This is a genomic window from Streptomyces sp. NPDC046977 (assembly GCF_040644455.1).
Classification (GTDB): Bacteria; Actinomycetota; Actinomycetes; order Streptomycetales; family Streptomycetaceae; genus Actinacidiphila.
Genome location: NZ_JBEYWO010000002.1, coordinates 83,812 through 110,193, shown reverse-complemented (window position 1 = coordinate 110,193; position 26,382 = coordinate 83,812). Strand labels below are relative to the sequence as shown.

At 69.5% G+C, this 26,382-nt stretch carries 14 protein-coding genes, 4 tRNA genes and 1 pseudogene; 8 read left to right on the top strand and 11 right to left on the bottom strand.

Going from position 1 to position 26,382, the window contains the following annotated elements; translation table 11 throughout:
- Positions 1-947: 947 nt before the first annotated feature.
- The 5 genes from ABZ883_RS02975 to ABZ883_RS02955 form a co-directional block, all read right to left on the bottom strand.
- The gene (locus ABZ883_RS02975; protein ID WP_360900485.1) at positions 948-1,373 is read right to left on the bottom strand and encodes a hypothetical protein; all 426 of its coding nucleotides are present in this window, start codon (positions 1,371-1,373) and stop codon (positions 948-950) included.
- 573 nt (positions 1,374-1,946) lie between these two features.
- Positions 1,947-6,968 (bottom strand): hypothetical protein, encoded by a 5,022-nt coding sequence (locus tag ABZ883_RS02970; protein WP_360900482.1) that lies wholly within the window; start codon positions 6,966-6,968, stop codon positions 1,947-1,949.
- 303 nt (positions 6,969-7,271) lie between these two features.
- Entirely contained in the window at positions 7,272-7,730 is a 459-nt protein-coding gene (locus tag ABZ883_RS02965) for a hypothetical protein (RefSeq protein ID WP_360900479.1), read from the bottom strand.
- Positions 7,731-7,887: 157 nt separating this feature from the next.
- A complete protein-coding gene (locus ABZ883_RS02960; RefSeq protein WP_360900476.1) occupies positions 7,888-10,479 on the bottom strand; it encodes a phage/plasmid primase, P4 family in 2,592 nt (863 codons plus the stop codon).
- Positions 10,480-10,618: 139 nt separating this feature from the next.
- The gene (locus ABZ883_RS02955; RefSeq protein WP_360900473.1) at positions 10,619-10,927 is read right to left on the bottom strand and encodes an integrase; all 309 of its coding nucleotides are present in this window, start codon (positions 10,925-10,927) and stop codon (positions 10,619-10,621) included.
- A 343-nt stretch (positions 10,928-11,270) separates the two neighbouring features.
- Here ABZ883_RS02955 and ABZ883_RS02950 point away from each other — a divergent pair, with 343 nt between their 5' ends.
- Entirely contained in the window at positions 11,271-11,885 is a 615-nt protein-coding gene (locus tag ABZ883_RS02950) for a helix-turn-helix transcriptional regulator (protein ID WP_360900470.1), read from the top strand.
- A 215-nt stretch (positions 11,886-12,100) separates the two neighbouring features.
- Here the strand turns inward: ABZ883_RS02950 and ABZ883_RS02945 are convergent, their stop codons facing one another.
- Entirely contained in the window at positions 12,101-12,841 is a 741-nt protein-coding gene (locus tag ABZ883_RS02945) for a hypothetical protein (RefSeq protein WP_360900467.1), read from the bottom strand.
- Here ABZ883_RS02945 and ABZ883_RS02940 point away from each other — a divergent pair.
- Positions 12,767-13,261, top strand: a pseudogene (locus ABZ883_RS02940) (tyrosine-type recombinase/integrase); the annotation flags it as partial. The gene ABZ883_RS02945 and the pseudogene ABZ883_RS02940 overlap by 75 nt on opposite strands.
- A 257-nt stretch (positions 13,262-13,518) precedes the next feature.
- On the opposite strand, the gene ABZ883_RS02935 reads toward ABZ883_RS02940, so the two are convergent.
- The 4 genes from ABZ883_RS02935 to ABZ883_RS02920 all read right to left on the bottom strand — a co-directional run bounded on the left by ABZ883_RS02935 (position 13,519) and on the right by ABZ883_RS02920 (position 18,225).
- Positions 13,519-13,591: transfer RNA gene (locus ABZ883_RS02935), tRNA-Lys, on the bottom strand.
- 92 nt (positions 13,592-13,683) lie between these two features.
- Positions 13,684-15,207, bottom strand: a complete 1,524-nt coding sequence (locus ABZ883_RS02930) for an amino acid permease (protein ID WP_360900464.1) — start codon at positions 15,205-15,207, stop codon at positions 13,684-13,686.
- A 196-nt stretch (positions 15,208-15,403) separates the two neighbouring features.
- Positions 15,404-17,527 carry a DEAD/DEAH box helicase gene (locus ABZ883_RS02925; protein ID WP_360900461.1) on the bottom strand — a complete coding sequence of 708 codons (2,124 nt, stop codon included), beginning with the start codon at positions 17,525-17,527 and terminating at the stop codon, positions 15,404-15,406.
- A 197-nt stretch (positions 17,528-17,724) separates the two neighbouring features.
- Positions 17,725-18,225, bottom strand: coding sequence for a hypothetical protein (locus ABZ883_RS02920; protein ID WP_360900458.1), 501 nt, complete (start codon positions 18,223-18,225; stop codon positions 17,725-17,727).
- A gap of 766 nt (positions 18,226-18,991) precedes the next feature.
- Between ABZ883_RS02920 and ABZ883_RS02915 the strand changes: the two genes are divergently transcribed.
- From ABZ883_RS02915 to ABZ883_RS02895, 5 genes are all read left to right on the top strand, one after another.
- On the top strand, positions 18,992-19,342 hold the full coding sequence (locus ABZ883_RS02915; protein ID WP_360900455.1) for a metallopeptidase family protein: 351 nt from the start codon (positions 18,992-18,994) through the stop codon (positions 19,340-19,342).
- 39 nt (positions 19,343-19,381) lie between these two features.
- Positions 19,382-20,947 carry a metallophosphoesterase gene (locus tag ABZ883_RS02910; protein WP_360900453.1) on the top strand — a complete coding sequence of 522 codons (1,566 nt, stop codon included), beginning with the start codon at positions 19,382-19,384 and terminating at the stop codon, positions 20,945-20,947.
- Between the two features lie 79 nt (positions 20,948-21,026).
- A tRNA-Glu gene (locus tag ABZ883_RS02905) sits at positions 21,027-21,099 on the top strand.
- A 49-nt stretch (positions 21,100-21,148) separates the two neighbouring features.
- Positions 21,149-21,223, top strand: a tRNA-Asp gene (locus tag ABZ883_RS02900).
- Between the two features lie 4 nt (positions 21,224-21,227).
- Positions 21,228-21,301: transfer RNA gene (locus tag ABZ883_RS02895), tRNA-Phe, on the top strand.
- A 99-nt stretch (positions 21,302-21,400) separates the two neighbouring features.
- Here ABZ883_RS02895 and ABZ883_RS02890 read toward each other — a convergent pair.
- Positions 21,401-22,168 carry a glucose 1-dehydrogenase gene (locus ABZ883_RS02890; protein WP_360900450.1) on the bottom strand — a complete coding sequence of 256 codons (768 nt, stop codon included), beginning with the start codon at positions 22,166-22,168 and terminating at the stop codon, positions 21,401-21,403.
- A 252-nt stretch (positions 22,169-22,420) separates the two neighbouring features.
- Here ABZ883_RS02890 and hrpA point away from each other — a divergent pair, with 252 nt between their 5' ends.
- The gene (gene hrpA / locus ABZ883_RS02885) at positions 22,421-26,338 is read left to right on the top strand and encodes an ATP-dependent RNA helicase HrpA (protein WP_360900447.1); all 3,918 of its coding nucleotides are present in this window, start codon (positions 22,421-22,423) and stop codon (positions 26,336-26,338) included.
- Positions 26,339-26,382: the final 44 nt, after the last annotated feature.

Genomic DNA, 26,382 nt, shown 5'->3' with positions numbered 1-26,382 from the left:
GCCACCACCTCGCCACCCAGACACAGACTGGAGCGGCCGAATCCCGAGCGCCCCCAGATCGGGGCGCCCCCCGGGGGGGGCATCCGAACCTCGGAGCAGGCCTCTGGCCTGCCAGGACATCCCGAGAATCATTCGGAAGAAGACGATCCGCTACCCAGCGGACCAGGAGCGCGATCCCGGTCGGATCGCAGGTGGAACCGCTTCCCGGCTCGGCTCCACACCGAAACGACCGGACCTCCGCGCCAGCTGGCGCTGGCCAATCCAGAGGGGCGCTCCGGCCGATGGCCGGGCAGATGCCCAGCAACGCCCCAAAGGGGCGGCAGACCCGGTCCGAGCCGGCTACCGCCGGCCTCGCTGAACCCTGACGACTGGGGTGCCCCTGGGGAGTCCTGGGGGTCTGTCCTGGGGGGTTTCGGATTACGGCCACACCGGTTCGGACCTGGGCTCTTTCTGGCACGCCGGGGAGCGTTGGCCAATGCCTCCGCGGTGCCCTACGGGCACCCCAGCCTCCTTGCTGGGGAGTTTCTGGCGCATTCCCGGGCGAAGACCATCCCATCCCATGCGGCCCGGGTTTAACACCCCCGGGTCGGTGTGTGCACCACGCACCTCCGGCCATTAGGCCTCGCCCTTTTCATGCCGGGAGCAGGCGCCCTGCTCCGTCGCCCCATGGCCCGGCAGAGCCGGCAGGACCGCCGGGCTTACTGGTGCCCCTACGGGGCAGCGGGGCGCAGGGGATATAGAGCAAGGCGGGACGCAACCCCGCACAGCACTCAGGAAGGACCGTGTACGCCCTTCTCGTGCGATGACTGCCATAGGCGGCACCATCGGGCCAACTGGCCCCCACAGGCGCCTCTGAGGCGCCCAGGAGGCTTGCCGCGCCAGAACAGCGAAGACGCCCCTCACCCTGCTGGGTGGGGGGCGTTCCCGCGTACTGCGGACGGATCGGCCTACCAGGCGCCGCCGTTGGCGGCGGACAGCTGCTCCGCCAGACGGCGGAGCTGGTCGACGTGAGCCGACAACTGGTCTGCGAATGCCGTGAGCTGGGCCGCGCTCAGGTTCTCGCACTCGCCAGTGCTGGCAGCCGGATCGTCAACAGCCAGGCCAGCAGTGGTCATGCCGGCAGCGGTGCCGTCCAGGTCGAGCCCATACGGCCAAGCCGACATCCAGGCGGTGAGCACCCTGCGAGGACCGGTGCCGGTCGGGATGGAGACGGAGATCTCAGGGCCGTTGTGGTGCACGTCGGCGAGATCCACCAGGGAATCGGACTCGTGGTCAATCACGCACCAGGCGGGGCACTCGATCTCCACGGGACTGTCATCCACGATGGCAATGACCCTGCGGGGGGCTCCGGCGTCGCCTACGGTTGTGCTCATGGTCGTTCTCCCTGCTCCGAAGGGGGTTCGGCCTAGGCCCCGCTCAGTGTTCCAGCACCAGGCGGGGCCGCTCAGGCCAGGGCAGATCAACAGATTCCCCAGTTCCGGGGCCCTCTGTGTATCTACACGCTAGACACCTGGCCAGTGCCGCGCAAGGGGTTCTCCGAGATTGCTGTATCTACACTCGCACCCTCACGGCCTTCCCCTGTGTAGATACACGCGGCTACCATGTGGACATGCCTAAGACCCCCGCAAAGCCCGTTCGCATCCCCCCTGAACTGTGGGAAGCCGCGGGCGAGGCTGCCGCCCGGAGCGAGCCCCCCACTGACCGCTCTGCGCTCATCCGGGACTTCTTCGCCTGGTACACCAGGCGACCCGGCGCCAAGATGCCGAAGCGCCCCTTGGCTGCCGATGAGGTGGCCAGCGCACCGGAAGTGGGAGCCACGACCTGCCCGACCGCTTCAACCGGGCTGGACTAAGCCATGGTGCATCCGCGGCCCAGCGGATGAGCACCGGGCACGACGAAGCCCGGCAGCCGAGCAAGCCGCCGGGCTCTCGTTCGCGCAGGGCTATCTACGCAGCGAATGCGGTGTCAGCAGACCCTTCCTCCTCCTGTACGTCCACTCCAAGATCACGGCTCAGGTACCGGTGGTACAGGTCCCCGAAGCGGGTGTCCCGCTCCACCAGACCGTCCACGACCTGGCCCCACACCCGGGCCAGGTCCGTGTTCGCCTTGGCCCCCAGACTCTGGGCTCCACCGGCCGCCTTGCGGGCGCCCAGGAGCTGGACCACGGCCTTGCGGTATGTCAGGTACTCCTGGAGCGTGCGCAGGTCGGTGCGCTGCTTCTCCTGCGCCAGGGGCGAGTACGCCACGTCCTGCATGGCCGCCACCAGGCGGTCCGTCTTGCGCGCGTCCAGGGAGTAGAAGTCCTCCGACCAGGCCGCGTTGTAGTACGGGTTCTGGGACCCGTCCGGAAGGAGCGGGTCCCCGTAGAGCATGGTCACGGCGCGCTTGGTGGCGCGCAGATCCTCCGCGCCTGCGTCCTCGAAGGACTTCAGGCCGCGGTTGACCAGTTCGGCCTGAAGGCCGTTCATCTTGGACACGTACTTGGACCAGCCGGCACGGCGCTGGTTCTCGGCCATCGCCTGGTCAGCGGTCATCTTGGACCGCTGCATCTCGGCTCCGCCCGGGACCAGCGGGTGGTTGAGCTGGTAGGCGTACGCCTCCGGCGAGAACGGACCGTTGCCCTCCGGGCCGATGATCAGGGCGCCCAGCTCCGGGTGCTCGGAGAGCACTCCGGCCCACTGCTTCTGAAGCTCCACCGCCTTCATGGTGGCGGGGATGCCGGACTGGTTCTGGGACTGCGCCTGGGCGAAGACGAAGTACGACTCCCCGTAGCGGTCCAGAAACTCGTCATCCGCGGTCAGCGGGTTCTGCCGGCGCAGGGCGTTGTACTGGTCCCGGTAGAACTGGTACCCGTCCTTGCGCTGAGTGGAGAACGGCTGGAGGAACGCGGAGCCGGCAGAGAACAGCCAGTAGTTCCGGGTCTGGTCCGCAATCTGGTCCGCGGTGAGCATGGGCTTGCCCAGCTCCTCGTGCTCGTACGCGGCGCGCTGCATGATCTGGAGCTTGATGCGCTGGTAGCGCTCGTCCGAGGTGTCGAACGAGGTCAGGAAGTTCTTGACCGTGGCCGGGGCCAGGAAGGTGCCGGCCCGGCCCACCGGGCCCGTGCCGAACGGGCCGTCGGTCTGCGGACCGAACGGCAGGATGCCCAGGTGCCGAGCCAGCTCGGCCTGCTTCGGCTTGTCCTTGACGACCTCGTTGACCGGGATCTGGACGATCGGGCCCACGCCCGGGTGGAACCAGGGATCCCCCTGGGTCACGATGTTCATGGAGTTCTGCGACAGGACGAAGTTCCCGGAGCTGCGCTCCATGCCGAAGGCCAGGCCCACGGGCGAGTCCACGAGCCACTTCGGGGCCCGGCCCACGATGTAGCGGTCGCCCTTCGGGACCAGCTTGCGGACCCAGTGGCCCGTCTCGTTCTTCACCATGACGGTGCCGTCCTGCATGATGCTGTTGCCGTCGGCGTCTTGCAGGTGCCCGAGGGACGCGGGGGCGTTGAAGAAGTTCGCGGCGTAGCCGACGATCTGGGGCTTGTCCGCGATGACGCGGCCCCAGCGCTGGAAGGCCTCGGTGGTGGCCGAGAAGAACGGGCTGATGAAGCGCATCGCCGCGGCAGCGTCGCTGCGGTGGGCGATGTCGAACACCAGGCGGCGGGTGTCCCGCAGCGCCAGCCGGCGCGCGCTGGTCGTCAGGCCGTCGATGTCGGAGACGGTCCAACCGCCCTGAAGGTCGCGCTGCTTGGCCAGCGTCTTGAGATGGCCCTCGTAGAGCTGGTTGAACAGGGGGTGGCGTGACATCCGCTTGGCCGGGATGTTCGCCGCCACGTTGAACCAGGACTGCACCACCCGGTCCAGGGCCCGGCGGTACTTCAGCTGTCCCTGGAGCCCCACCTGACCGGTGTGGACCTCGGGCCGGTGGGCCGCGTTGGGGATGGCGTTCTTCAGGAACTCCGGGGTCAGGGACCCCTCCAGGGCTGCCTGCCGGATCTCCGGCAGCGGCATGTAGTCCGTCACGTCGTGGTACACGGAGCTGGCGTAGTCCTCGGGCGTGACGAACTTCAGGCCCATGCGGCGGCGCCAGGCCCGCCCCTCGGCGGTCCGGCGGATCCAGGAGGCCATCTCGGCCTCCGAGGCGCCCTGTACGGCCAGCCGTGCCAGCGGGTCCTGCATCAGCTGGTTGTTGATGGCGTGCGCCCAGGACTCGGCGTGGAGGACTTCGTCCTGCGAGGCGGAGATGACCTTGCCGCCGTGGTCGAACGACCGCATCAGGTGCCCGTGCACCAGCTGCTTGTTGCTGGAGAAGATGTGGCCCAGGGAGTCATCGGGGCTGATGAGGGTCTGGTACATCTCGCCCTCGCCGCCCTCGAAGGCGGCAGGGAATCGCTGGCCGCCCACCATGACGGCCTGGTTGCCCTGGATGCGCTTGGTCTGCTGCTCTGCGGCATCGTCCGCGTTCTTCAGCGACAGGTCGCGGTAGCGCTGGAGGAATCCGACCTGGCGCTCCATGTCCAGGTACTTCAGGTTCTTGCCGACCGAGCCGGGCATCACGGCCCGGCGCTCCGCCTGTTGGAGCTGGAGTACGCGGCTGTCGAACAGCTTCTGGGCCGCGGCCGTCTGCGCCGGCCGGGCGCCAGGGGGCAGGTCGCGCAGCACCTGTCGGGCATGGTCCACGCGCTGGCGCGCGATCTCCAGGTCGCGGGCGTTGGAGGCCTTCATGCCCTCCACGCGGGCCTTGAGCGGGCGCATCTGCGCCGTCAGGTTGGCAATCTCGCCATCGGCGTACTTCACGCCCTCGCGGGCGGACGCTTCGATGGCGGCGTTCATCGGCCGGGCGTACATCCGCGCGGCGTTGGTGGCGCCATTGCGGATACCCCAGCCGACCCGCATAGCCATGGCCGCGGAGCCCAGGCGGGCCCACTGGCCCGCGACGTCGTCCCCGAGAACGCGGGGGATGTAGCCGAGGCGGAACAGCGTGGCGAACTTGAACAGGTGCGTGATGTAGTCCGCACCGTCCATGATCCAGTCCGGGTTCCCCAGGCGGGATTCCCGGATGGCCCGCAGGGCCGAGGTGTGCCGCGCCAGGACGGTGTCCAGCGCATCCAGATCCTGGAAGACGTGATCGTTGGCCAGGCGCGTGGTGGTGTTGGGGTGGATGACGAGCTTGCCGCCGTCGTCCACGAACTCGTCCACGCGAAGCGTGGCGCCTTCGGCCGCCGTGCCCTGGGGTCCCGGGCGGGTGGCCGCGCTGTAGCGTTTCAGGCCGTCGGCAATGCCCTGCTTGCGCTCCAGGTGCGCCTTGTAGATCTCCAGCCCGGCCTGCGCGCCCAGTCCGTGCTTCTCGGCCACCTTTGCCGTGCCGAGCCGACCCACGTCGTCCAGGAGCGAGATGCGCTCGCCCTCGCTCGCGGTCTTCAGGTACTGATTCAGGATGTCCTGCCGCACCTGCGGCGTGATCCCGGGAATCCGGGCCAACTGGCCCCGCAGCTCGGTCAGGGAGTCGCGGTCGATGTCATCGACGCGCATGTACCCGTTGGGGCGCATCTCCTTCAGGGAGCGCACCACCGTGACCGGGGTGGCGAAGAAGTCGCCGGCCCCGTAGACCCGGGACTTCACGAACCCGCCGTGCAGCGGCGTGTTCACGTACTGGGCCTTGCCGTCCACGACGGCAGCCCGCTGCATGCCCTGGGGCAGTCGCAGGCGCTGCGCGCCGCCGTGCCGGGCCGCGCCGGAGGCGTACAGGTTCTGCGCCTCCGTGCGCTGCTCCGCGCGGGCGAAGGACCACCGGGACAGGTGGATCTTGTCCAGCTCGTCCGAGTGCTCCAAAATCTGCCCGTACCGCTGGACCAGCGCCTCATCGGCATTGATCTGCGAGTTCAGGCGCTCCATGTGTCGATCCACCATGGACTGGATGTTCGGGTTGGAGGCGTACTTGCCCCGGGACAGGTCCAGCGCCGACAGGCGGGCGGTGTCCTGCTCGATCCGGGCCGCGGCAGCGGCATTGACGCCTTGCAGGCGCTCGATGGCGCTGACGTCGCCCATGCCCACGCGGAGGAAGTCGTGAACCTCCTCCGGGGTCTTGAGCAGGGAGGCGATGGCCCCGAAGCGGGGCCCCATCGCGCTCTCCCGGGCCATCTGAAGGTTGTTCAGCAGCTGCGGGTTGTCACGGTTGTCGTAGATGTACCGCTGGGCCTTGGCCATCGTGGAATGCTCGATGAGCTTGTCGATGTCCTCGGCGGACCAGCCCGTGGACGGGCGGGCCTTGACGTACTTGGCCTGGCGCACAGCGCCCACGCCCCGGCCCGCGATGAACACCGGGTCCGCGTACCAGCGCAAGGCGAGGTCCACCGTCCCAGATGCGTACTTGAAAAGCCGCGACTCGCGACGCATGTTCTGGATGTACGCGTTGCCGATGGCCGGCATGCCAGCCTGCTGGAGGATGCGCTGCTGCTCATCCTCGGGCAGGTCATCGAACCCGGCGGGCAGGTAGGCCGACTCCGGCTTGTAGTACTCCAGGGGCGAGGCAACCGCCGCTTCAGCCTCGCTCTTGTTGAGCGCGATTGACTGGCCGGGACTGATGTAGTTCGCCGCGTGCCAGGCCCTGGCCCAGGTGTCGGCCTGGAAGTAGGGGCCGCGGAAACCCCAGGGGTCGTTGTCGTCCTTGCGGGCCAGCTTGCCCACCAAGGCAGCCGTCGTAATCGGCTGGGATACGCCATTCGAGAAGGCCCAGTTGATGGCCGAACCGACGGCCTCAACCGCCCCGGTGACAGGCGGGACCACAGAGTTGTTGACGTAGATGCCCGCGCCCTGGTTGTACGTGCCGCGGTCCTGCTCGGAGACCGGGTGCTGGGAGCTGCCCGCTTCCACGTGGAACGGGTTGATGTACCGGTCCACGACGTTGCCGGCCCAGGCAACGTCCGCAATACCGGTGGCGATCCCGTCACCCACGCTGTTGAGGAAACTGCCGAGGCTCACTGGTTCTCCTCCTGGGGGCTAACCACCACGGTGGCCTTCCGGCGGTGCGGAGGCAGGTAACGCATCCGGGACCCGGCGGGGACCTCTTCAGTCCCTCTGCGGTGCGGGGGGAGGTAGCGCGGGGCAAGAGCCTGCCTGCTGGCCCCCCGCTCTGCCCAGCGGGCCAAGCGGGACCGGTGCTTCCCGCGATGGCCTGCCAGGCGGTAACAGGGGTCGTCGTCCCAATCTGGGCGAGTGGCCCCACAGGTGGTGGCGATGGACATAGGGCGGAGCCCTTCTGATCGATCTTGCATGGACGGGTGATCAGCAGCCATGAGGAGTGACCCTCGGGCGGCCAGGCTCCGGGTACCTGGCGCGGATGACCCGCGCACTGACGGGGTCCACCCCTTCCAGCGCGTCGAACATGAGCGCCGGCCAGTAGTCGCGATCGAGATCAAGGAAGTCGCGCAGGCCGTCCACCTGCACCTTGATGGCGAAGACCTCGCCCACCGCCGTGGCGGGGACAGTCTTCGGGATCGTGACCACGACGGACGCGCTCGACGCGTTGGCCAGAAGCCTGAGGGTGTCGAGGTGATCTGTACGTGTGACCTGGCCTTCTCCGGTGTCCAGGTAGGCGGCCCAGGTCGGGACCAACCTCCCCAGCTTCGGCGCCAACGGCGCCAACATCCGGGCCGAGATTGCCAGGACAAAGCTGTCCTGATCGGCCAGGTGGTCCGCAATCCGCTTCACGGCCCGTGCGCGGTCCAGTTGGGTTGTGGTCATGCCCACCGCCCCGCCGAGACGGGGTGCACGTGCTGAGACGGGTTGAGTCGGAAGGAACCCGTCTCAGCGAACTTGCAGGTCAGCCTGGATGTAGAGAGGGCTTGAGACGGGTGAGACGGGTTCGTTCGCATCTTGGCTCCTACTACGCCGTACGCCATTACCAACCACCAGCGAACTCAGGGCTTGGCCACTCTCCTGTAGGCGCTGAACTGAGTGAGCCCGTCTCACCCGTCTCAGCCCAGCCCACCTGCGGAAATGGCTGTTGTGGAACCCGACTCAACCCCGTCTCAGGCGAGAAGTACCCCGTCTCAGGCGTGGCCTGGCGGGCTTCGGGAGGGAGGAGCTTGATGCCTTGGTAGTGCGGCGTCTGCTTGCCGTCCTCGCCCCGCGGGCGTACCCGGCGAACCCCTGGCCGGGCGGAGAGGATCTTCTTGCCGAAGCCCTCCTTGGTCCCGATGTACGCGCCGCGCCCACTGGCGGTGCACCACTGGCTCCACACGAGGAAGAGCCCGGCCACCGGGGTCACGGCTTCTGGGTCAGGGCGTTCCTCGCAGCACTCCTTCAGGAACACCTCAATCGGGGAGGTCTGCTCGGAGAAGATCTCCCGGGCCGTCTCGGAGGAGGCCGGTTCGGCGATATGGCCGCGCTGTTCCAGTGCCTCCATGGCGTCCAGCACCAGGTTGAGGATGCCGGGCAGCTCCACCATCAGCCGGCGCTCAAGGTCGGTGTCCTCCTTGCCAATGAAGGACTTGGTCATCTGAAGGATGATGAACCGGCTGGCGATGGCTCCGGAGGAGTCCGCGAACGAGGGCAACTCGTTCGAGAGGATGACGATGCGGGTCGGCAGCCGACCCACCCAGGCCTCACGATTCTTGCGGTCCGCCCGGATGCCGTCCGCGGCGCTGATGGTCAGCAGCCGCTCCACGATCTCCCGCTCACCCGTGCTTGGCATACGGGCATCACCCACGATGGCCAGGGGCTTGTCCACCAGATCGGACAGGCCGAAGTTCTTCGCAAAGTCGCCCATGGAGGGGCCGCCGACGTTTTCCGCCCCTACCAGTGCAGTGAGGACGCGGGCCAGTGTCCCCTTGCCGGACCGCTTGGGTCCGATGACAAGCAGCATCTTGTGCAGGTCGGTACGTCCGGAGAGGACGTAGGCAGCCCATTCGTGGAAGGTGTTGACGGCCTGCTGATCGTCGCCCCACACCGACTCAAGGAACTTCAGCCACTCGGTGGGCTCGGGCGCCTCGGGGTCGTAGTCGAAGGGCAGGCTGGAGGAGTTGAAGAACCGGGGGGAGTGCGGATGCAGCGTGCGCGTGCGCACCTCCAGGAGCCCGTTCCGGCAGGCGATGATCCCGCTGGGGCCCGTACCTTCGATCCATGTACCAGGCGCGGTGTCCTGGTCCAGGTACATCGTGGCCGCCATCACTTCGATGAGGTCGGCAACCTTGTTCCGGTTGGCTCCCCACTTCTCGACGCGACCGTTGGCCGCGACGTACTTCTTGCCCTTGAGCAGCGGGTATAGCTCAGCACGCACCGCTTCGCCGCCTTGGGCGCGCCAGTGCGTCGCCCTCCAGCGCATCCAGTCCGCACGCCAGCGGCGCAGCGTCAGAACATCCTCTACCTGCCAGTTCGGCAGCAGCTTCTCCACGACTTCGTCCGGAACGTACGGCGGAGGCAGAAGATCTTCGTCATCCACCGCCGTGGCCGGCAGATCCTGGCCGGACGTGCGTGTATCCGTCCGGCCAGTGGTAGGGCTTGGCCGCTCCACCCATGCCACTGGCTCGTCCATGCCGTCGCGCAACCCGGTCTCAATGGCCGCGTACGCCTTCTCGTGGCCGTCTTCCCAGTTGTCGTCAACGGCCGCCAGCAGCTGAGTGCGGATCCAGTTTTCCCCGAGCAGGTGCGCCCGATGACCCAACTGGAGCGCCACGTCATTGACGGGCTGCGTTGCCGGGCCTCCGACCTCCAGATTTGCCACCTGCCGGATACGGCGCTGCGCCCAGGCGAGGAGTCCGGACGGCAACTCGCCCGAGGACAGGATCAGTCCGGTGGTCGTGTCCACGTGCTCAGCAGCCGGAGGGCGCTGCGTCGCCCTGCCGGGCGCTACAAACCCCTTCTTGGGCTTGGTCAGCTTCTCGGCCACCCATGAGGGGAGGACGGCTACTGGGGCGCTTTGCAGGACCGTGTAGACGCCCTCCTTGTCGTTCTCGCGGATGACCGAGGGCGCCGCCACCACGTACCCACCGGCCCCACGCGTGTCGATGTCTGGTCCCAGGCCCGCCCTCTCCGTCCCAGCCGTGTTGCCCAGGGGGGCTTCCGGCATCTTGAAGAAGTAGTGCATGCCGCCGGACCAGGTCCGCACGGTGTACGTGGCCGGGAGCGGGCCGTGCTCGGCCTCTAGGTCGGCGAGAGTTTCGGCCCCTCGCTTGCGGTCCTTGGTATCGATGTCCAAGACCAGAAGTCCGGACAGTCCCGCGGCGATGCCGATGTTCGCGTTCGGTTCTCGCAGCCACCAGTCCGCAATCGTCGCCTGGTCAGTGGTTGCGTCCCACAGGCCATGCCCCAAGTCCCCGCAGATGGGCGGCTGGCATGCCTTCCGGGCCGCGCGGGCCTCTGCGTCACTGCCGGGATGGGTGGAGGGGAGGAGCGGCATCTTCCCTTCAGGTTGGAGCGGAAAGACCGCGATGCCGGCCGCGGCGTAGCTCAAGGCGGCGCTCAGCAGAGGATTCCCCTGCTCGCCGATCACGTCTCTGCCCCGGAAGGAGCAGGAGATACTGTCATTGCGAGTCCTTGTCCGTACCGCCCGGACCGTCCCTCTGGGCGATGGCGTGAGATCGAGGCGTCCCGGTGTTCACCCACCTGGGGCGCCGTTCTCGTTGTTGCGGTCAGACGATGCGGAGTTGAGGGTGTTCGCGCTGCTCACCAGGCCTCAGCCCCCTGAGCTGGCGCACGGCGGGTTCCGGCTGAGCGATGCCCAGCAGTTCCAGAAGATCTGCTCGACGGATGCGGTATGCCCGCCCGAGCTTCAGCGTCTCCAATGGGTACGTGCCGCTCTTCGCCATTGCGTAGCCCGCGGACCGTCCGATACCCAGGGCGCGGTTCGCGTCGTCCAGGGTCACCGCAACGGGCAGTGCCAACACCTCGGCGAGGGTCATCCCCTTGGTGGCCGCTTCTGGGCGGCGTCGTGCTGTCATTGATCGACTCCCCCTCAGGCAGCGCCGGCCGAGAAGCCGCACTGCTCCAGGAACTGGCGGGTGCGCACTCGCACTGCCCGTCCCGTTCGGATCACGGGCCACTCGCCTCGCTGAGCTGCGGCGTACCCGGTTCTCAGGGCCACTCCCGCAATGCGGGCTGCGGCCGACACGGTGATGGTGGGCTCTTCATCCGGGTCCGGAATGCATACGCGGACAGGTCGAAGAACATCGCCCGGCGAATCATTTTGATAGGCCTGCATGGCGGTCACGATACATCGAATCCATGCGGCGCGCGCATCAGGCGCAGCTTGCGCACGCATCAAAATGATGCGATGCTCGCGACATGGCGGCCAAGCAGAGGACAGCACTAGGCCCAACGGGCGAGATGCTGAGGCAGAACATCAGGCGCGCACGTGAGGATCAGCGACTCACTTACGTGGGCCTGTCCAACCGGCTCAACGAGATCGGGCGCCCCATCCCTGTCCTCGGCCTTCGCCGCATTGAGGCCGGAGAGCGTCGCGTTGACGCCGATGACCTAGTGGCTCTCGCCGAAGCCCTAAGCACCCACCCGGTACTTCTGCTCCTGCCACTTGGGCACGAAGAGCGAGGGGAAGTCCTCCCGGGACGCGAGATGGACATCTGGGAAGCGGTGAAGTGGTTTGCCGGCAGAGACCGATCCCCGGCAACCGACTGGCGCCAGAGCGACGTGCCCACCCAGCTGTGGGAAGAACACGATGACTCGTTGGCCAACTGGCTGGAAGCCATGGACTTTGCGCTGGAGGCCCAGAAGCGGGGCGTGCCCACCGACGTGGCCGTGGGTGGCATGAAGACGAGTCAAGCGCAGGCAGAACGATCCCTCCAGGTAATTCGGTCGCGCATGCGCTCCCTGGGCTTCACCCCTCCCGCCTTGCCCTCTGAGCTGGTGCACGTTGACAGCGAAGGAGGCGGTGAGGGGTGAAAGGATCCACGTTCCGACGGTGCGCCTGCCGCGACCCCGAGACCGGGAGGCAGTACGGCCAGGCCTGTCCGAAGTTCAGGCAGAAGCGGCACGGCGTCTGGAACCTGCGGCAGGAACTACCGGCCAAGGAAGACGGCTCCCGCCGTACCTTCCGGCGGGGCGGGTACGAGTCCGCGACGACTGCGCAGGAAGACCTGGACAAGGTCCGCGCCCTGCTAGCCATCCCCGACAAGGGCGACACCGAGGGCTACCAGCGCATTGCCGAACTGCTGGAGAAGGTTGCGGCGGAGAAGCTGCCGATCCCCGACGTGGACGAGACCAAGCGCAAGCTGCGCGGCGGCGTCGACCTCAGGTCGGAAATGACCGTGGGCGAATGGCTGGATGCCTGGCTCGCATCGAAGAAGACGCGCACGACCACGACAAACGGCTACCGCAGCCACGTGAAGGTGCATCTGAGGCCCCGCATCGGGCATCTCCGGCTGGACCGCCTGAACGTCGGTCACGTGCAGGAGATGTTCGAGGGCATCAGCGATGAAAACGAAGTGATCGCGGCCGAGAACGCAGCGCGCCACGAACAGGTGGCCAGATGCCGGCCCGGAAAGCCTGGGGCCCCGTCCCGTCGTGAGCGCAAGCGCCTTGAGACCGAGCGGGCCAAGCTGGCGGAGATGCCGCCGTTCCGCAAGACCACTAGCGCCGCTACGCGGCAGCGCATCCGTTCCACTCTGCGGGCCGCGCTGAACGCGGCCATCGCCCGGCAGCTCATCACCTTCAACGCCGCCAAGCATGTGGAACTGGACTCCGGCAAACGCCCCAAGGCGCTGCTCTGGACCGAAGAGCGCGTCCAGCGCTGGGAAAAGACCAGTCAGAAACCGAGCGCCGTCATGGTCTGGACCCCGGCACAACTGGGCCGCTTCCTGGATGAAGCCGAAGAAGACCGGCTCTACGGCCTCTTCCACCTGATTGCTTTCCGTGGCCTGCGTCGCGGTGAGGCCGTTGGCCAGGACTGGACGGACGTGAACCTGGATCGTTCCGAACTCACGGTCGCCAAGGAGATCGTGACGGACGGATGGGCGCCGTACGAGTCCGAGCCCAAGACGGATGGCAGTGCGGCAACCATCCACCTCGACAGCGAGACAGTGGCCGTTCTACGCGCCCACCGGGCGAAGCAGAACCGGGAGCGCCTGGAGTGGGGCTCCGCGTGGCAGGACACGGGCAAGGTCTTCACCCGTGAGGACGGTGGGTGGCTGCATCCGGACACCGTGTCCCGCACCTTCCGCCGAATCTCCGAGGCCGCCGGACTGCCGCCGATCAATCTCCGTGACCTCCGTCACGGAGCAGCAACGCTCACGCATGCTGGCGGCGGCGATCTCCACACAATCAAGGAGACTCTGCGCCATTCGACCATCACCCTGACGTCGGACACCTATACGAGCCTCCTCCCGGAGATCGATCGAGAGGTGTCCGAGAAGGCCGCGGCGCTCGTTCCGAGGTCCCGTCCAAAGGCTGTTGGCGAAACCGCCGGGCTCACGCCGGGCTCACCCGGCCCCAGAAAAGCGAGTGCGCCCCGGATCGTGAAGTCCATCCGGGACGCATCTTCGCAGGTCAACAAGGGTTTTCCTGTTGATCCTCTCGGTAGGCCGTGTGGGACTCGAACCCACAACCAATGGATTAAAAGTCCACTGCTCTGCCAATTGAGCTAACGGCCCGCACACCGCAGCATAGCCGGACGGTGGCCGTCGCTCCGAGTGCATTGGGCCTGTTGGACGCGGTCGCCGTCGCGGAGGGGGCGACCGCGGTGTCAGCCGGCGGTGTCGGTGGGGGCGGGGGCGTGGTCGCGGAGGAACCAGTGGCGGGCGGAGACCAGCCACCAGGTGGCGGCGAAGCCGAGGACGACCAGGACGGCGATGGGCGCGTAGTTGAACGTGTCCACCGTGACGGGACTCACCTGGGGCAGCATGAACAGGACGGTGATGAAGCCGACCCAGGCGACGGCGACGATGCCGATGGGCCGGGACCAGCGGCCCAGGTGCCAGGGCCCGCGCTCGAAGGCGTCGCCCTTGTGGAGGCGCAGCAGGGTGGGGATGACGTACGCGATGTAGAGCCCGATGACGGCGATGGACGTCACGGCGGCGTACGCGGTGAGGTTGATCAGGTAGGGCAGCCCGAGGACGAGCGCACCGGTGGCGGCGAGCCAGACCGCGTTGGTGGGGGTCCTGGTGCGGGGGTTGATGTGCCGCCAGGTCGCGGAGAACGGCAGGGCTCCGTCGCGTGAGAAGGCGTAGATCATGCGGCTGTTGGCGGTGACGGAGGCCATACCGCAGAAAAGCTGGGCGCCGATGACGACGAGCAGCAACAGCTTGCCCCCGACGGTGCCGGCGCCGTCGATGAGGATCTGGGCGGGCGGCACGCCGGTGGAGGTGCCGAGGGTGTCGTCGTAGGACTGGATGGCGTACGTGAAGCCGAGCAGCAGCACGAAGCCGGCGATCCACGAGATCCAGATGGAGCGGACGATGCCGCGCGGGCCGGCGGTGGCGGCGTCGTGGGTCTCCTCCGTCATGTGCGCGGAGGCGTCGTAGCCGGTGAAGGTGTACTGCGCCATGAGCAGGCCCAGCAGTACGACGTAGACGCCGCTGCCCCAGCCGGTGTTGTTGACGAAGTGCGTGAAGACGAACGAGGTCGACTGGTGCCGGTCGGGCACGAGGGCGAGCACGCCGACGATCAGCGCGACACCGAGGACGTGCCACCAGACGCTGATGTCGTTGAGCAGCGCGACGATCCGCACGCCGAAGGTGTTGAGCAGCCCGTGCAGCAGCAGGATCGCCGCGAACAGCACGATGGTGTGGCCGGGAGTGCTGGTGAACCCGAACTGCAGGTCCAGGTACGCGTTGAGGAAGCTCGCCGCACCGAAGTCGATGCCCGCGGTCACGGCGACCTGGCCCAGCACGTTGAACCAGCCCGCGAACCACGCCCACGCGGCGGCGCTGCGCGCCGGGGCGAGCTTGTGGGCCCAGTAGTAGAGGCCCGCGGAGGTCGGGTAGGTGGAGCAGATCTCGGCCATGGCCAGGCCGACGACCAGGGTCATCAGCCCGACGCCGACCCAGCCCCAGGTGATGACGGCGGGGCCGCCGGTGTTCATGCCGAACGCGTAGAGCGTCAGGCAGCCGGACAGCACCGAGATGATCGTGAAGGAGACCGCGAAGTTGGAGAACGCGGACATGCGGCGGGCCAGCACCTGGGTGTAGCCGAGTTGGGCGAGGCGTTCCTCGTCGGTGACCGGAGCGGTGGGCCCTCTGGTCTCGTCCGACCCTTTTGGAATTGTCATGCCCCGAGCGATTCCCTCGCCGGGGGCACCGCATGCGTCGCCCGCTGGCTGAAATTGACCGTATTCGCCCTACGGACCGGGACCAGGCCGCCACCGTTTCAGCCCCGGAGGCCCCGGAGCCACGGGGGACACGCGAAGGGGCCCGGCAGGTGGTGTTCACCTGCCGGGCCCCTTCGTTCAGGCTGTGCGGAGAGCGTCAGCCGTTGCGCTTCCAGCGCGGCTTGTCGTCACGACGGCCGAAGGAGCCGGTGCCGGTCCCGGTACCGGTGGTGCCGGGGCGGTGGTCGTCACGACGGCCGTACGGGCGGCGGTCGTTGTTGTCGCGGTCGCGGCCGAAGGACGACGGGCGGTCGTCACGGCGGTCGCGGTTGAACGGACGGTCGTAGGAGCGGGCCGCCGGACGGTCGTCGCGGTTGCCGTACGACGGACGGTCGTCACGACGCTCGTAGGACGGACGGGCCGGACGGTCGTCACGGCGGTCACGGCTGTTGTACGACGGACGGTCGTCACGGCGGTCACGGTTGCCGTACGACGGGCGGTCGTCACGACGGTCACGGTTGCCGTAGGACGGACGGTCGTCACGGCGGTCGTGGGACGGACGGGCCGGGCGGTCGTCGCGACGGTCGCGGTTGCCGTAGGACGGACGGTCGTCACGGCGCTCGTAACCTCCTCGGTCCCGGTCGCCGCGGTCACGGTCGCGGTTGCCGTACGACGGACGGTCGTCACGACGGCGCTCGTAGTTGCCCCGGTCGTCGCGGCGCTGGAAGGTGCGCTGCTCGGCCGGCTCCGCGGGGGCCTCGGCCTGCGCCGGGACGGCGGCCGCAGCGGCGGCGACCGCCTCGGCGGCCTCGGCCTGGGCGGCGGCCACGGCGGCCTCGGGGTCGTCGCCGCGCTCGCGGGCGGCGCGGGCGGTGAGGCGGTCGGCCTCGTCGCGCAGTTCGGCGGCCCGACGCTGCGCGCGCTCAAGGGACTTGGTGAGGTCGGCGACCTCGCGCTCGGCCTGCTGCGCGGCGTTGCCGGCCGCGTCGGCCTGGACCTCGGTCAGCGAACGCGCGCCGGTGATCTTGGCGACGTCCTCGTCGAACGCGCCGGCGCCGCCGACGATGTGGCGCGAGGCGTCGACGCCCGCGTCCTCCATCAGCCGGAAGATCTGCTTGCGCTGGTGCGGCAGGGCCAGGGAGACGACCGTGCCGGACTCGCCCGCGCGGGCGGTGCGGCCCGAGCGGTGCAGGTAGTCCTTGTGGTCGGCGGCCGGGTCCACGTTCAGCACCAGGCCGATGCCGTCGACGTGGATGCCGCGCGCCGCGACGTCCGTGGCGACCAGGACGTTGACGTAACCGTCCTTGAAGTCGGCCAGGGTGCGGGTGCGCGCGCTCTGGGTCATGCCGCCGTGCAGGGCGTCGGCCTTGACGCCCGCCTCGCGCAGCTGCTCGGCGACGCGGTCGGCGCCCATCTGGGTGCGGACGAAGATGATGGTGCGGCCCTTGCGGGCGGCGATGGCCGCGGTGACCGGCGCCTTGTCCTTGGGCTTCACGATCAGCACGTGGTGGGTCATGGTGGTGACCGCGCCCGCGGAGGGGTCGACCTCGTGGGTGACCGGGTCCTTCAGGTAGCGCTTGACCAGCGTGTCGATCTCGTTCTCCAGCGTGGCGGAGAACAGCAGTCGCTGGCCGCCCTTGGGAACCAGGTCGAGGATCTCGGTGACCTCGGGCAGGAAGCCCATGTCGGCCATCTGGTCGGCCTCGTCGAGGACGGCGATCTGCACCTGGTCCAGCGAGCAGGCGCCGCGGTCGATCAGGTCGCGCAGCCGGCCCGGGGTGGCGACGAGGATGTCGACGCCGCGCTCCAGGGCGTAGATCTGGTTCTGCATCGACGTACCGCCGCAGACGACCTTCATCTTCAGGCCGAGGACGTCGCCGTACGGCTGCAGGGCGTCGGCGACCTGCATCGCCAGCTCGCGGGTCGGGGTGAGGATCACACCGCGCGGGCGCTTGCGCTCGGTGTGGCCGCCGGAGAGCTGCGTGAGCAGCGGCAGGCCGAAGGAGAGCGTCTTGCCGGAGCCGGTGCGGCCGCGGCCGAGGATGTCCTTGCCGGCCAGGGCGTCCGGGATGGTCGCGGCCTGGATCGGGAAGGGGGTGGTGACACCGTTCTGCGCCAGCTTGCGGACGATGGCCTCGGGCAGGCCCAGGTCGCCGAAGGTGACCTCGGGAGCGGAGTGCTCCTCGGTGACGGCCTCGTCAACGGTGCTGACGGCGCCATCGGTGTCGGTGTCGTTGGTGTCGAAGGGCATGGCGGAACGGTCGGCAGTGTCAATAGACATGCTGAAGCTAAAACCTCTCGGAGATTTCGGCACGCGCCAGCTCCGGAGGTTGCTTACAACCGCCTCTATGCGGTCAGCCACAGGAGAAAAGGAACGCGCCAACGCGGCGCGTCTCGGTTCGGCGCCGGGCAAGGGGATCAAACGATCTGCCAGCATACGCATAGAAGACCGCTTTGGCCAATTCGGTCCTGGACGCCTCAGACGGCCCCGTTCGCCGAGGGCGCGCTGGAGGGCGACGGCTCGGGCGAGGGGCCGCCGGAGGGCGGCGCCGAGGACTCGCCGCCGGGCGACGACGAGGGCGAGGGCCGGTCGGTCGGGGACGCCGGCGTCGAGGGCCGCGGCGAGGACGACGGCCGCCCCGAGGGCTTGCCGCTGTGCGGGCCGCCCGGGCCCTGGGTCGGCCCCGGCACCGACTCCTGCGCGGTCGCCGACGGCGATCCCGAGGCCGACGGGGAGTGCCCCGGCCGGCCCGGCCGGCCCCCCGGGGCGCCCGGGACGGCGGCGGGCAGGCCCAGCCCGCCGTTCGAGCCGGTGCCGCCGGCCCCGCCGTCCTCACCCGCGATCCCGGTGGAGATCCCGTCGGGCTTGGCGTCGCTGCCCGTGCCGCCGACGGTCATGCAGCCGGTCAGGGACCCCAGGGCGAGTACGGGGAGAAGCAGTACGGCCGCCGTGCGCGCGCGGGCTGTGGCAGGGGTCACGGGAGCACCTCGGAAGGTCTGAGGAGAGCGGAGGAAGGACTGAGGAGGCTCCGGAGGCAGTCGCCCGACGGAGCGGGTTCCGCGCTGCCCAACGGGCCCGCGGCCCCTGGGGACACGCACACGCCCGCACGCCCCCCGGCCGGCCCTCCCGCCACGGCGCCCGGGCACCGTCCCGGGCGTCACGCTCGGCCGAGTGGCCGGGGCGTTCGCCCGCTCCGGGGCCGGGCTGTCGTCGCCCACCGCGGCAGGGACCTCCCCGTGGGCGACCTTCCCGGTGAGCGCGGCCGGCTGCGCGGCGATCGGCGTGCAGCGGCCGCCGGCTACGTCGCCGTCCCGCCGCGCGGGGAGGGCGTGATGCAGGTCACCGCCCTCCGGTCGCGGAGCCCGACGGCCGCGGCCGTACGCGGCACCGCCCGGAGGGACCGCGGATGAACCGGCTGCTCGTCGCGATCGGGGCCGCGACCGGCGCACCCCCGCGTTGTCTGACGGACCGTGCGGTCCAGGCGCGGGCGAACGCCCCGGCCACTCGGCCGAGCGTGACGCCCGGGACAGGTCCGCCCGGGCTGGTCGCGCCGTTCCCCGCGCCCCTGGGGCGGCATGTCGCCGCCGGAGCGTCCACGCGGCTCCAACTCCCGCTCGGCACCGGACTGTGCGGCGCGCCGACCAGGGCCGGGAGCGGCCGCCGCCTTCGCGGGTGCCGTGCTCGTGCGATCCGGTCCGCGTCGGACACTGCCCGATCGACCGGCCGTCCCGGACAATGGGCGGTGTGCTGGAGATGTCGCGCGAAGCGTTCGAGGAACTGGTCAGCGACGCGCTGGACCGGATCCCCCCCGAGCTGGCCCGGGTCATGGACAACGTGGCGGTGTTCGTCGAGGACGAACCCGACCCGGCCGACCCCGAACTGCTCGGCCTGTACGAGGGAACTCCCCTGACCGAGCGCGGCGAGTGGTACGCCGGGGTGCTGCCGGACCGCATCACGGTCTACCGGGGCCCGACACTGCGGCTGTGCTCCACCGCGGAGGAGATCGTGGAGGAGGTCGCCACGACCGTCGTCCACGAAGTGGCGCACCACTTCGGCATCGAGGAGGAGCGCCTCCACGAGCTGGGCTGGGGCTGACGGGGCATACGCCGGGGAGGAGAAGGGCATACGTCGGCAATGCTCCGAGATCTGCCGCACCGCGTCCGGTCCGCGCTGCGCCGTACCCTCCGGCGCTCCTCCCCCTCGGCCTCTTCCCGCACCCGCCCCGCCGTCCCCGCTGTCCCCGGGCTCGGCGCGCCGCGCCGTCCCTGGCTCACCGCGCTCGCGCTGGTCGCGGTCACCCTGATCGGCGGCTGGCTCGGGCTGGTGGTGCTGGGGAGCATCAGGGAACCGGTGGGGCCGATGAACACCCGGATGTCCCTGCACCCGTCGTGGACCGGGGACACCAAGGTGAACGTGGCTCCGCTGGGAGCCCTGCAGCTGGACAGCCACGACGGGCCGCTGCGGCTGGTGGTGGACGTCGACACCCTCGACCCCGAGCGCGCCCAGGCCCTGGTCCGGCACCCGGAGCGGCTGAGCGGGCTCCAGGACGAGATCGCCACGGACGTGCGGAACAGCACCGCGCAGCTCGCGCTGCGCACAACGCTGGCCGTGCTGACCGGCGCCACCGCCCTGGGCCTGGCCGTCTACCGCACGCCCCGCAGGGCGCTGGCCGCCGGCGGTCTGTCGCTGGCGGTGCTGGCGGCCTGCGCGGGCACGGCGTACGGGACGTGGAACCCGCGCAGCGTCCTGGAGCCCAAGTTCTCCGGGCTGCTGAGCAGCGCGCCGTCCGTGGTCGGCAACGCCCGCAGCATCGTCAGCGACTTCGACGTCTACCAGCAGGAGCTGGCCCGGCTGGTCACCAACATGACCCGGCTGTACGACGCGACGTCCACGCTGCCGGCGTACAGCCCCGACCCGTCGACCCTGCGGGTGCTGCACGTCTCGGACATCCACCTCAACCCGGCGGCCTGGCAGATCATCCAGTCCGTCGTCGCCGAGTACCGGATCGACGTCATCATCGACACCGGCGATCTGATGGACCACGGCACCACCGCCGAGAACGGCTTCACCTCCGCCATCCCGGACCTGGGCGCGCCCTACGTCTTCGTGCGCGGCAACCACGACTCCATGGACAGCCAGCGCGCGGTGGCGGCGCGCAAGGGGGCCGTCGTGGTGGACAACGGGGAGTCGGCGGTCGTGAAGGGGCTGCGGATCGCCGGCATCGGCGACCCGCAGTTCACCCCCGACCGCTCGGTCGAGGCCGCGGGCGACGCGGCGGAACGCCGGGCCGGGCAGCGGCTGGCCGACTCCGTCCGGCGGCAGGACGCGGCCGGCCAGACGGTCGACATCGCCATCGCCCACAACCCCATCGCGGCCGCCCAGGCGGACGGCACCGTCCCGCTGATCCTGGCCGGGCACACCCATCAGCGCGACGTCAGCGTCCTTCAGCACGGCAGCCGCCTGATGGTGCAGGGCACGACGGGCGGCGGCGGGCTGCGCGCCGTGGAGGGCGACACGCCGCAGAAGGTGGAGGCGTCGGTGCTCTACCTGGACCGCGACAGCCACGCCCTGCAGGCCTGGGACGAGATCACGCTGGGCGGTCTGGGGCAGTCGACGGCCGAGGTCTCCCGCCATCTGCCGGAGGAGGTGACGCCGGGGCGCGAACCGTCCCCCGGGGTCCGCCCGACGGGCGCGGGCTAAAGCGTTTTGGCGATCCCCCGCCGCATCCCATATGCTTCTCACGTCCCCGACGGCCGAAACACCGCCCGGCGGGCCATCAGCCCTCATCGTCTAGTGGCCCAGGACGCCGCCCTTTCAAGGCGGTAGCACGGGTTCGAATCCCGTTGGGGGCACGCACTGACCTGTGCGAGACTGTGTCTCGCACAGAGAAGCGCAAAGCAAGGTCCTGTGGAGCAGTTTGGAGTGCTCGCCACCCTGTCAAGGTGGAGGCCGCGGGTTCAAATCCCGTCAGGACCGCGCTGGCTGGGTAGCTCAGTTGGTACGAGCGATCGCCTGAAAAGCGATAGGTCGCCGGTTCGACCCCGGCCCCAGCCACAGCAGCCCGTAAGGGCAGGAACCCCCGCCGAGATTCCTCGGCGGGGGTTCTGCGTTGTGTCCGCACCGGCACCGGCGCCGGCGCCGCGGCGCGCGAGGTCAGCCGACCGGGAAGAGCGGCCAGCCGGCCATGAGCCCGCCGTCCAGGGTGAGGGTCTGCCCGGTGATGTACGAGGCCTTGTCGGAGCCGAGGAAGACCACGGCGTCCGCGATCTCCTCCGGGGTGCCCGGACGATGCAGCGGCAGGATGGAGTCCACCGCCTGGCGGAACGCGTCCGAGGCGGTGACCCGCTCGTACATGGCGGTGCGGGTGAAGCCGGGAGCCACCGCGTTCACCCGGATGCCGTGCAGCGCGCCCTCGATGGCCGCCACCTTGGTGATGCCGATGACGGCGTGCTTGCTGGCCACGTACAAGGAGGCGCCCGGGAAGCCCATCTGGCCGTAGGTGGAGCTGATGTTGACGATGCTGCCGCCGCCGCCCTGCTTCATGGCGCGGAACTCGTGCTTCATGCTCAGCACCGTGCCGCGCACATTGGTGTCGAAGACGTCGTCGTACTCCTTGTCGGTGATGTCCTCGACGCCGCCGGGGGTGCCCTCGGTGCCGGCGTTGTTGAAGGCGACGTCGATCTTCCCGTACGTCTGTACGGCGTGCTCCATCAGCCGCTGCACCTCGGCCTCCAGACGCACATCGGTCCTGACGAACTCCGCACGGCCGCCGAGGGCGCCCAGCTCCCCGGCGAGCTGCTCTCCGGCCTCCTGATGGCGGCCGGAGACCACCACGTTCGCGCCCTGGCGCGCGTACGCCTCCGCGGCGGCACGGCCGATGCCGGTGAGCGCGCCGGTGATCACAACGGTGGGAGCGGCCATGGTGGGGGTCCTTCCTGCGGACGTGCCGGGTCGTGGATCACGCGCGCGGAGCCCCGGTCCGCGGGAAGCCAGGACGTACGGCCCGCTTCCCGGGGGGACTCCGCTCCTCGATCGTCTCCCTGCTCCGGGGATGCCGCATGTCGCGGCCCGCCCCCCGGGGCACCCGCGCATCGCACGGGTGTCGCGCGCCGGGGGTGCGTGACCTAAATGGGTTCGCCCGGGAGCCGCACCGAATGCGATGCTGGAACGCGTATGTCTACGCAGCCCGCCACCCCCGCATTCGCCGAGCTCGGCACCCGGCTGACCGAGCTGACCCTGCGCGACGCGCAGCGCCTCGGCCGCCGCCTCGACGGCGCACGCCGTATTCGCAAGCCGGAGGCCCGGACCGCGGTGCTGGCGGAGATCGGGGCCGAGATCGACAAGGCCTCGCTCAAGGTCGAGGCACGGCGCACGGCCATACCCGCGATCTCGTACCCGGAGCAGTTGCCGGTCAGCCGGAAGAAGGACGAGATCCTCGAGGCGATCCGGGACCACCAGGTCGTGATCGTCGCGGGCGAGACCGGTTCCGGCAAGACGACCCAGATCCCGAAGATCTGCCTGGAGCTGGGCCGCGGCGTCCGCGGCCTGATCGGCCACACCCAGCCCCGCCGGATCGCGGCCCGCACGGTCGCCGAGCGCGTCGCGGAGGAGCTGCGCACCCCGCTGGGCGAGGCGGTCGGCTGGAAGGTCCGCTTCACCGACCAGGTCGGCGACAGCACGCTGGTCAAGCTGATGACGGACGGCATCATGCTCGCCGAGATCCAGACGGACCGGGAGCTGCTGCAGTACGACACGATCATCATCGACGAGGCGCACGAGCGCAGCCTCAACATCGACTTCATCCTGGGCTACCTCGCCCAGCTGCTGCCCCGCCGCCCCGACCTCAAGGTCGTGATCACCTCCGCGACGATCGACCCGGAGCGCTTCTCGCGGCACTTCGGCGACGCCCCGATCGTGGAGGTCAGCGGGCGCACGTACCCGGTCGAGGTGCGCTACCGGCCGCTTCTGGCGGAAGAGGCCGACAACGACGACCGCGACCAGGTCACCGCGATCTGCGACGCGGTCGACGAGCTCCAGGCCGAGGGGCCCGGCGACATCCTGGTCTTCCTCTCCGGCGAGCGGGAGATCCGCGACACCGCCGACGCCCTCAACAAGCGGCAGCTGCGGTTCACGGAGGTGCTGCCGCTGTACGCGCGGCTGTCCTCCGCCGAGCAGCACCGGGTCTTCCAGCGCGGCACGGGCCGCCGCATCGTGCTGGCCACCAATGTCGCGGAGACCTCGCTCACCGTCCCCGGCATCCGCTACGTGATCGACACGGGCATCGCCCGCATCTCCCGCTACAGCCACCGCACCAAGGTGCAGCGGCTGCCGATCGAGCCGATCAGCCAGGCCAGCGCCAACCAGCGCAAGGGCCGCTGCGGCCGGCTCGCGGACGGCATCTGCGTACGGCTCTACTCCGAGGACGACTTCCTGTCCCGCCCGGAGTTCACCGACGCCGAGATCCTGCGCACCAACCTGGCCTCCGTGATCCTCCAGATGACCGCCGCGGGCCTCGGCGACATCGCCCGCTTCCCCTTCATCGACCCACCGGACGCCCGGAACATCAAGGACGGCGTCCAGCTGCTGCAGGAACTGGGCGCGCTGGACGGCCAGAAGCTCACCCAGACCGGCCGCAAGCTCTCCCAGCTGCCGGTGGACCCGCGGCTGGCCCGGATGGTGCTGGAGGCGGAGCGCAACGGCGTGGTCCGCGAGGTCATGGTGATCGCGGCCGCGCTGTCCATCCAGGACCCGCGCGAACGGCCGCAGGACAAGCAGCAGCAGGCGGACGAGAAGCACCGGCGGTTCGCGGACGAGACCAGCGACTTCATGGCGCTGCTCAACCTGTGGCGCTACGTCCGCGAGCAGCAGAAGGCGCTGTCGTCCTCCGCCTTCCGCCGGATGTGCCGCTCGGAGTTCCTCAACTACCTGCGCATCCGCGAGTGGCAGGACATCTACAGCCAGCTGCGCACGGTCGCCAAGACGATGGGCATCCACCTCGCCGAGGGCGACCACGAGGTCAACGCCCAGCATGTGCACCAGTCGCTGCTGGCCGGCCTGCTGTCGCACATCGGCCTGAAGGACACCGACAGCAAGAACGAGTTCCTGGGAGCCCGCAGCGCCAAGTTCGCGGTCTTCCCCGGATCGTCGCTCTTCAAGAAGCCCCCGCGCTGGATCATGTCCGCCGAGCTGGTGGAGACCTCGCGGCTGTGGGCGCGGGTCAACGCCCGCATCGAGCCGGAGTGGATCGAGCCGCTCGCCCAGCACCTGGTGAAACGGTCCTACAGCGAACCGCACTGGGAGAAGGACCAGGCGGCGGTCATGGCGCTGGAGAAGGTGACGCTGTACGGCGTGCCGATCGTCGCCGACCGCAAGGTCAACTACGGGAAGATCGACCCGGAGACGAGCCGCGAGCTGTTCATCCGCAACGCGCTGGTCGAGGGCGACTGGCGGACCCACCACCAGTTCTTCCACGACAACCGCAAACTGCTCGCGGAGGTCGAGGAGCTGGAGCACCGGGCGCGGCGCCGCGACATCCTCGTGGACGACGAGACGCTCTTCGACTTCTACGACCGCGTGGTGCCCGAACACGTCGTCTCCGGGGCGCACTTCGACTCCTGGTGGAAGAAGGAGCACCGCGAGAAGCCGGAGCTGCTCACCTTCGAGCACTCCATGCTCATCAACGAGAACGCCGAGGCCGTCACCAAGGACGACTACCCCGACTCGTGGCGCCAGGGGAAGCTCAAGCTGCGGGTGACGTACCAGTTCGAGCCCGGCGCCGACGCGGACGGCGTGACCGTCCACGTCCCGCTGCAGGTGCTCAACCAGATCACCCCGGACGGCTTCGACTGGCAGATCCCGGGCCTGCGCGAGCAGGTCGTCACCGAGCTCATCCGCTCGCTGCCCAAGGCGATCCGCCGGCACTACGTTCCCGCGCCGAACTACGCGAAGGCGTTCCTGGACCGTGTCGTACCGGTGCAGGACCCGCTCCCGGAGACGCTGGCGCGGGAGTTGCAGCGCATGGTGGGGGTGCCGGTCACGGCCGAGGACTTCGACCTCGCCAAGGTGCCCGACCATCTGAAGATCACCTTCCGGGTGACCGACGAGCGGCGCCGCAAGCTGGCCGAGGACAAGGACCTGGAGGCGCTCAAGCTCAGCCTCCGCCCGAAGACCAAGGCCGCCATCACCAAGGCCTTCGACGCGGCGGGCTCCATCGGGATCGAGCGGCGCACGGGCCTGAAGCAGTGGACCGTGGGCACTCTGCCGCGCACCTTCGAGACCCGGCGGGCCGGGCAGCCGGTCAAGGCGTACCCGGCGCTGGTGGACGAGGGCGAGAGCGTGGGCGTGCAGCTCTTCGACACCGAGGCCGAGCAGGCCGAGGCGATGTGGCGCGGCACCCGCCGGCTGATCCTGCTGAACGTGCCCGCCAACCCGGCGAAGTTCGTCGCGGACCGGCTGTCCAACCAGGACAAGCTCGCCCTGTCGCGCAGCCCGCACGGCTCGGTGGCCGCCCTCTTCGACGACTGCGTGACCGCCGCCGCCGACCGGCTCATCGCCGACAACGGCGGACCGGTCTGGGACGAGGAGTCCTTCCGCAAGCTCTACGACTCCGTGCGCGCGGAGCTGGTCGAGCTGACCATCAAGGCCGTGGGGCAGGTCCGGCAGGTGCTGGCCGCCTGGCAGGCCTGTGAGCGCCGTCTGAAGGCCACCCAGAGCCTGGCGCTGGTCGCCAACCTCGCGGACGTCAAGGAGCAGCTGGCGGCCCTGGTGCACCCCGGCTTCGTGACCGGCACGGGGGTGCGCCGGCTGCCGGACCTGATGCGCTACCTGGTCGCCGTGGACCGGCGGCTGCAGCAGATGCCCAGCGGCGCCCAGCGCGACACCACGCGCATGGAGAAGGTCCGGGAGATCCAGGCCGAGTACGCCGAGCTGCTCGCCGCGCGGCCGGCCGGGCGTCCCGTCCCCGATCGGGTGAGCGACATCCGCTGGATGATCGAGGAGCTGCGGGTGAGCTACTTCGCGCACGCCCTCGGCACCGCGTTCCCCGTCTCCGACAAGCGCATCTTCAAGGCGCTGGACGAGGCCTGGGGCTGACCCCCGGGGGATGCCGGCGGTCCGCTCGCAGGCCGCCCGGTAAC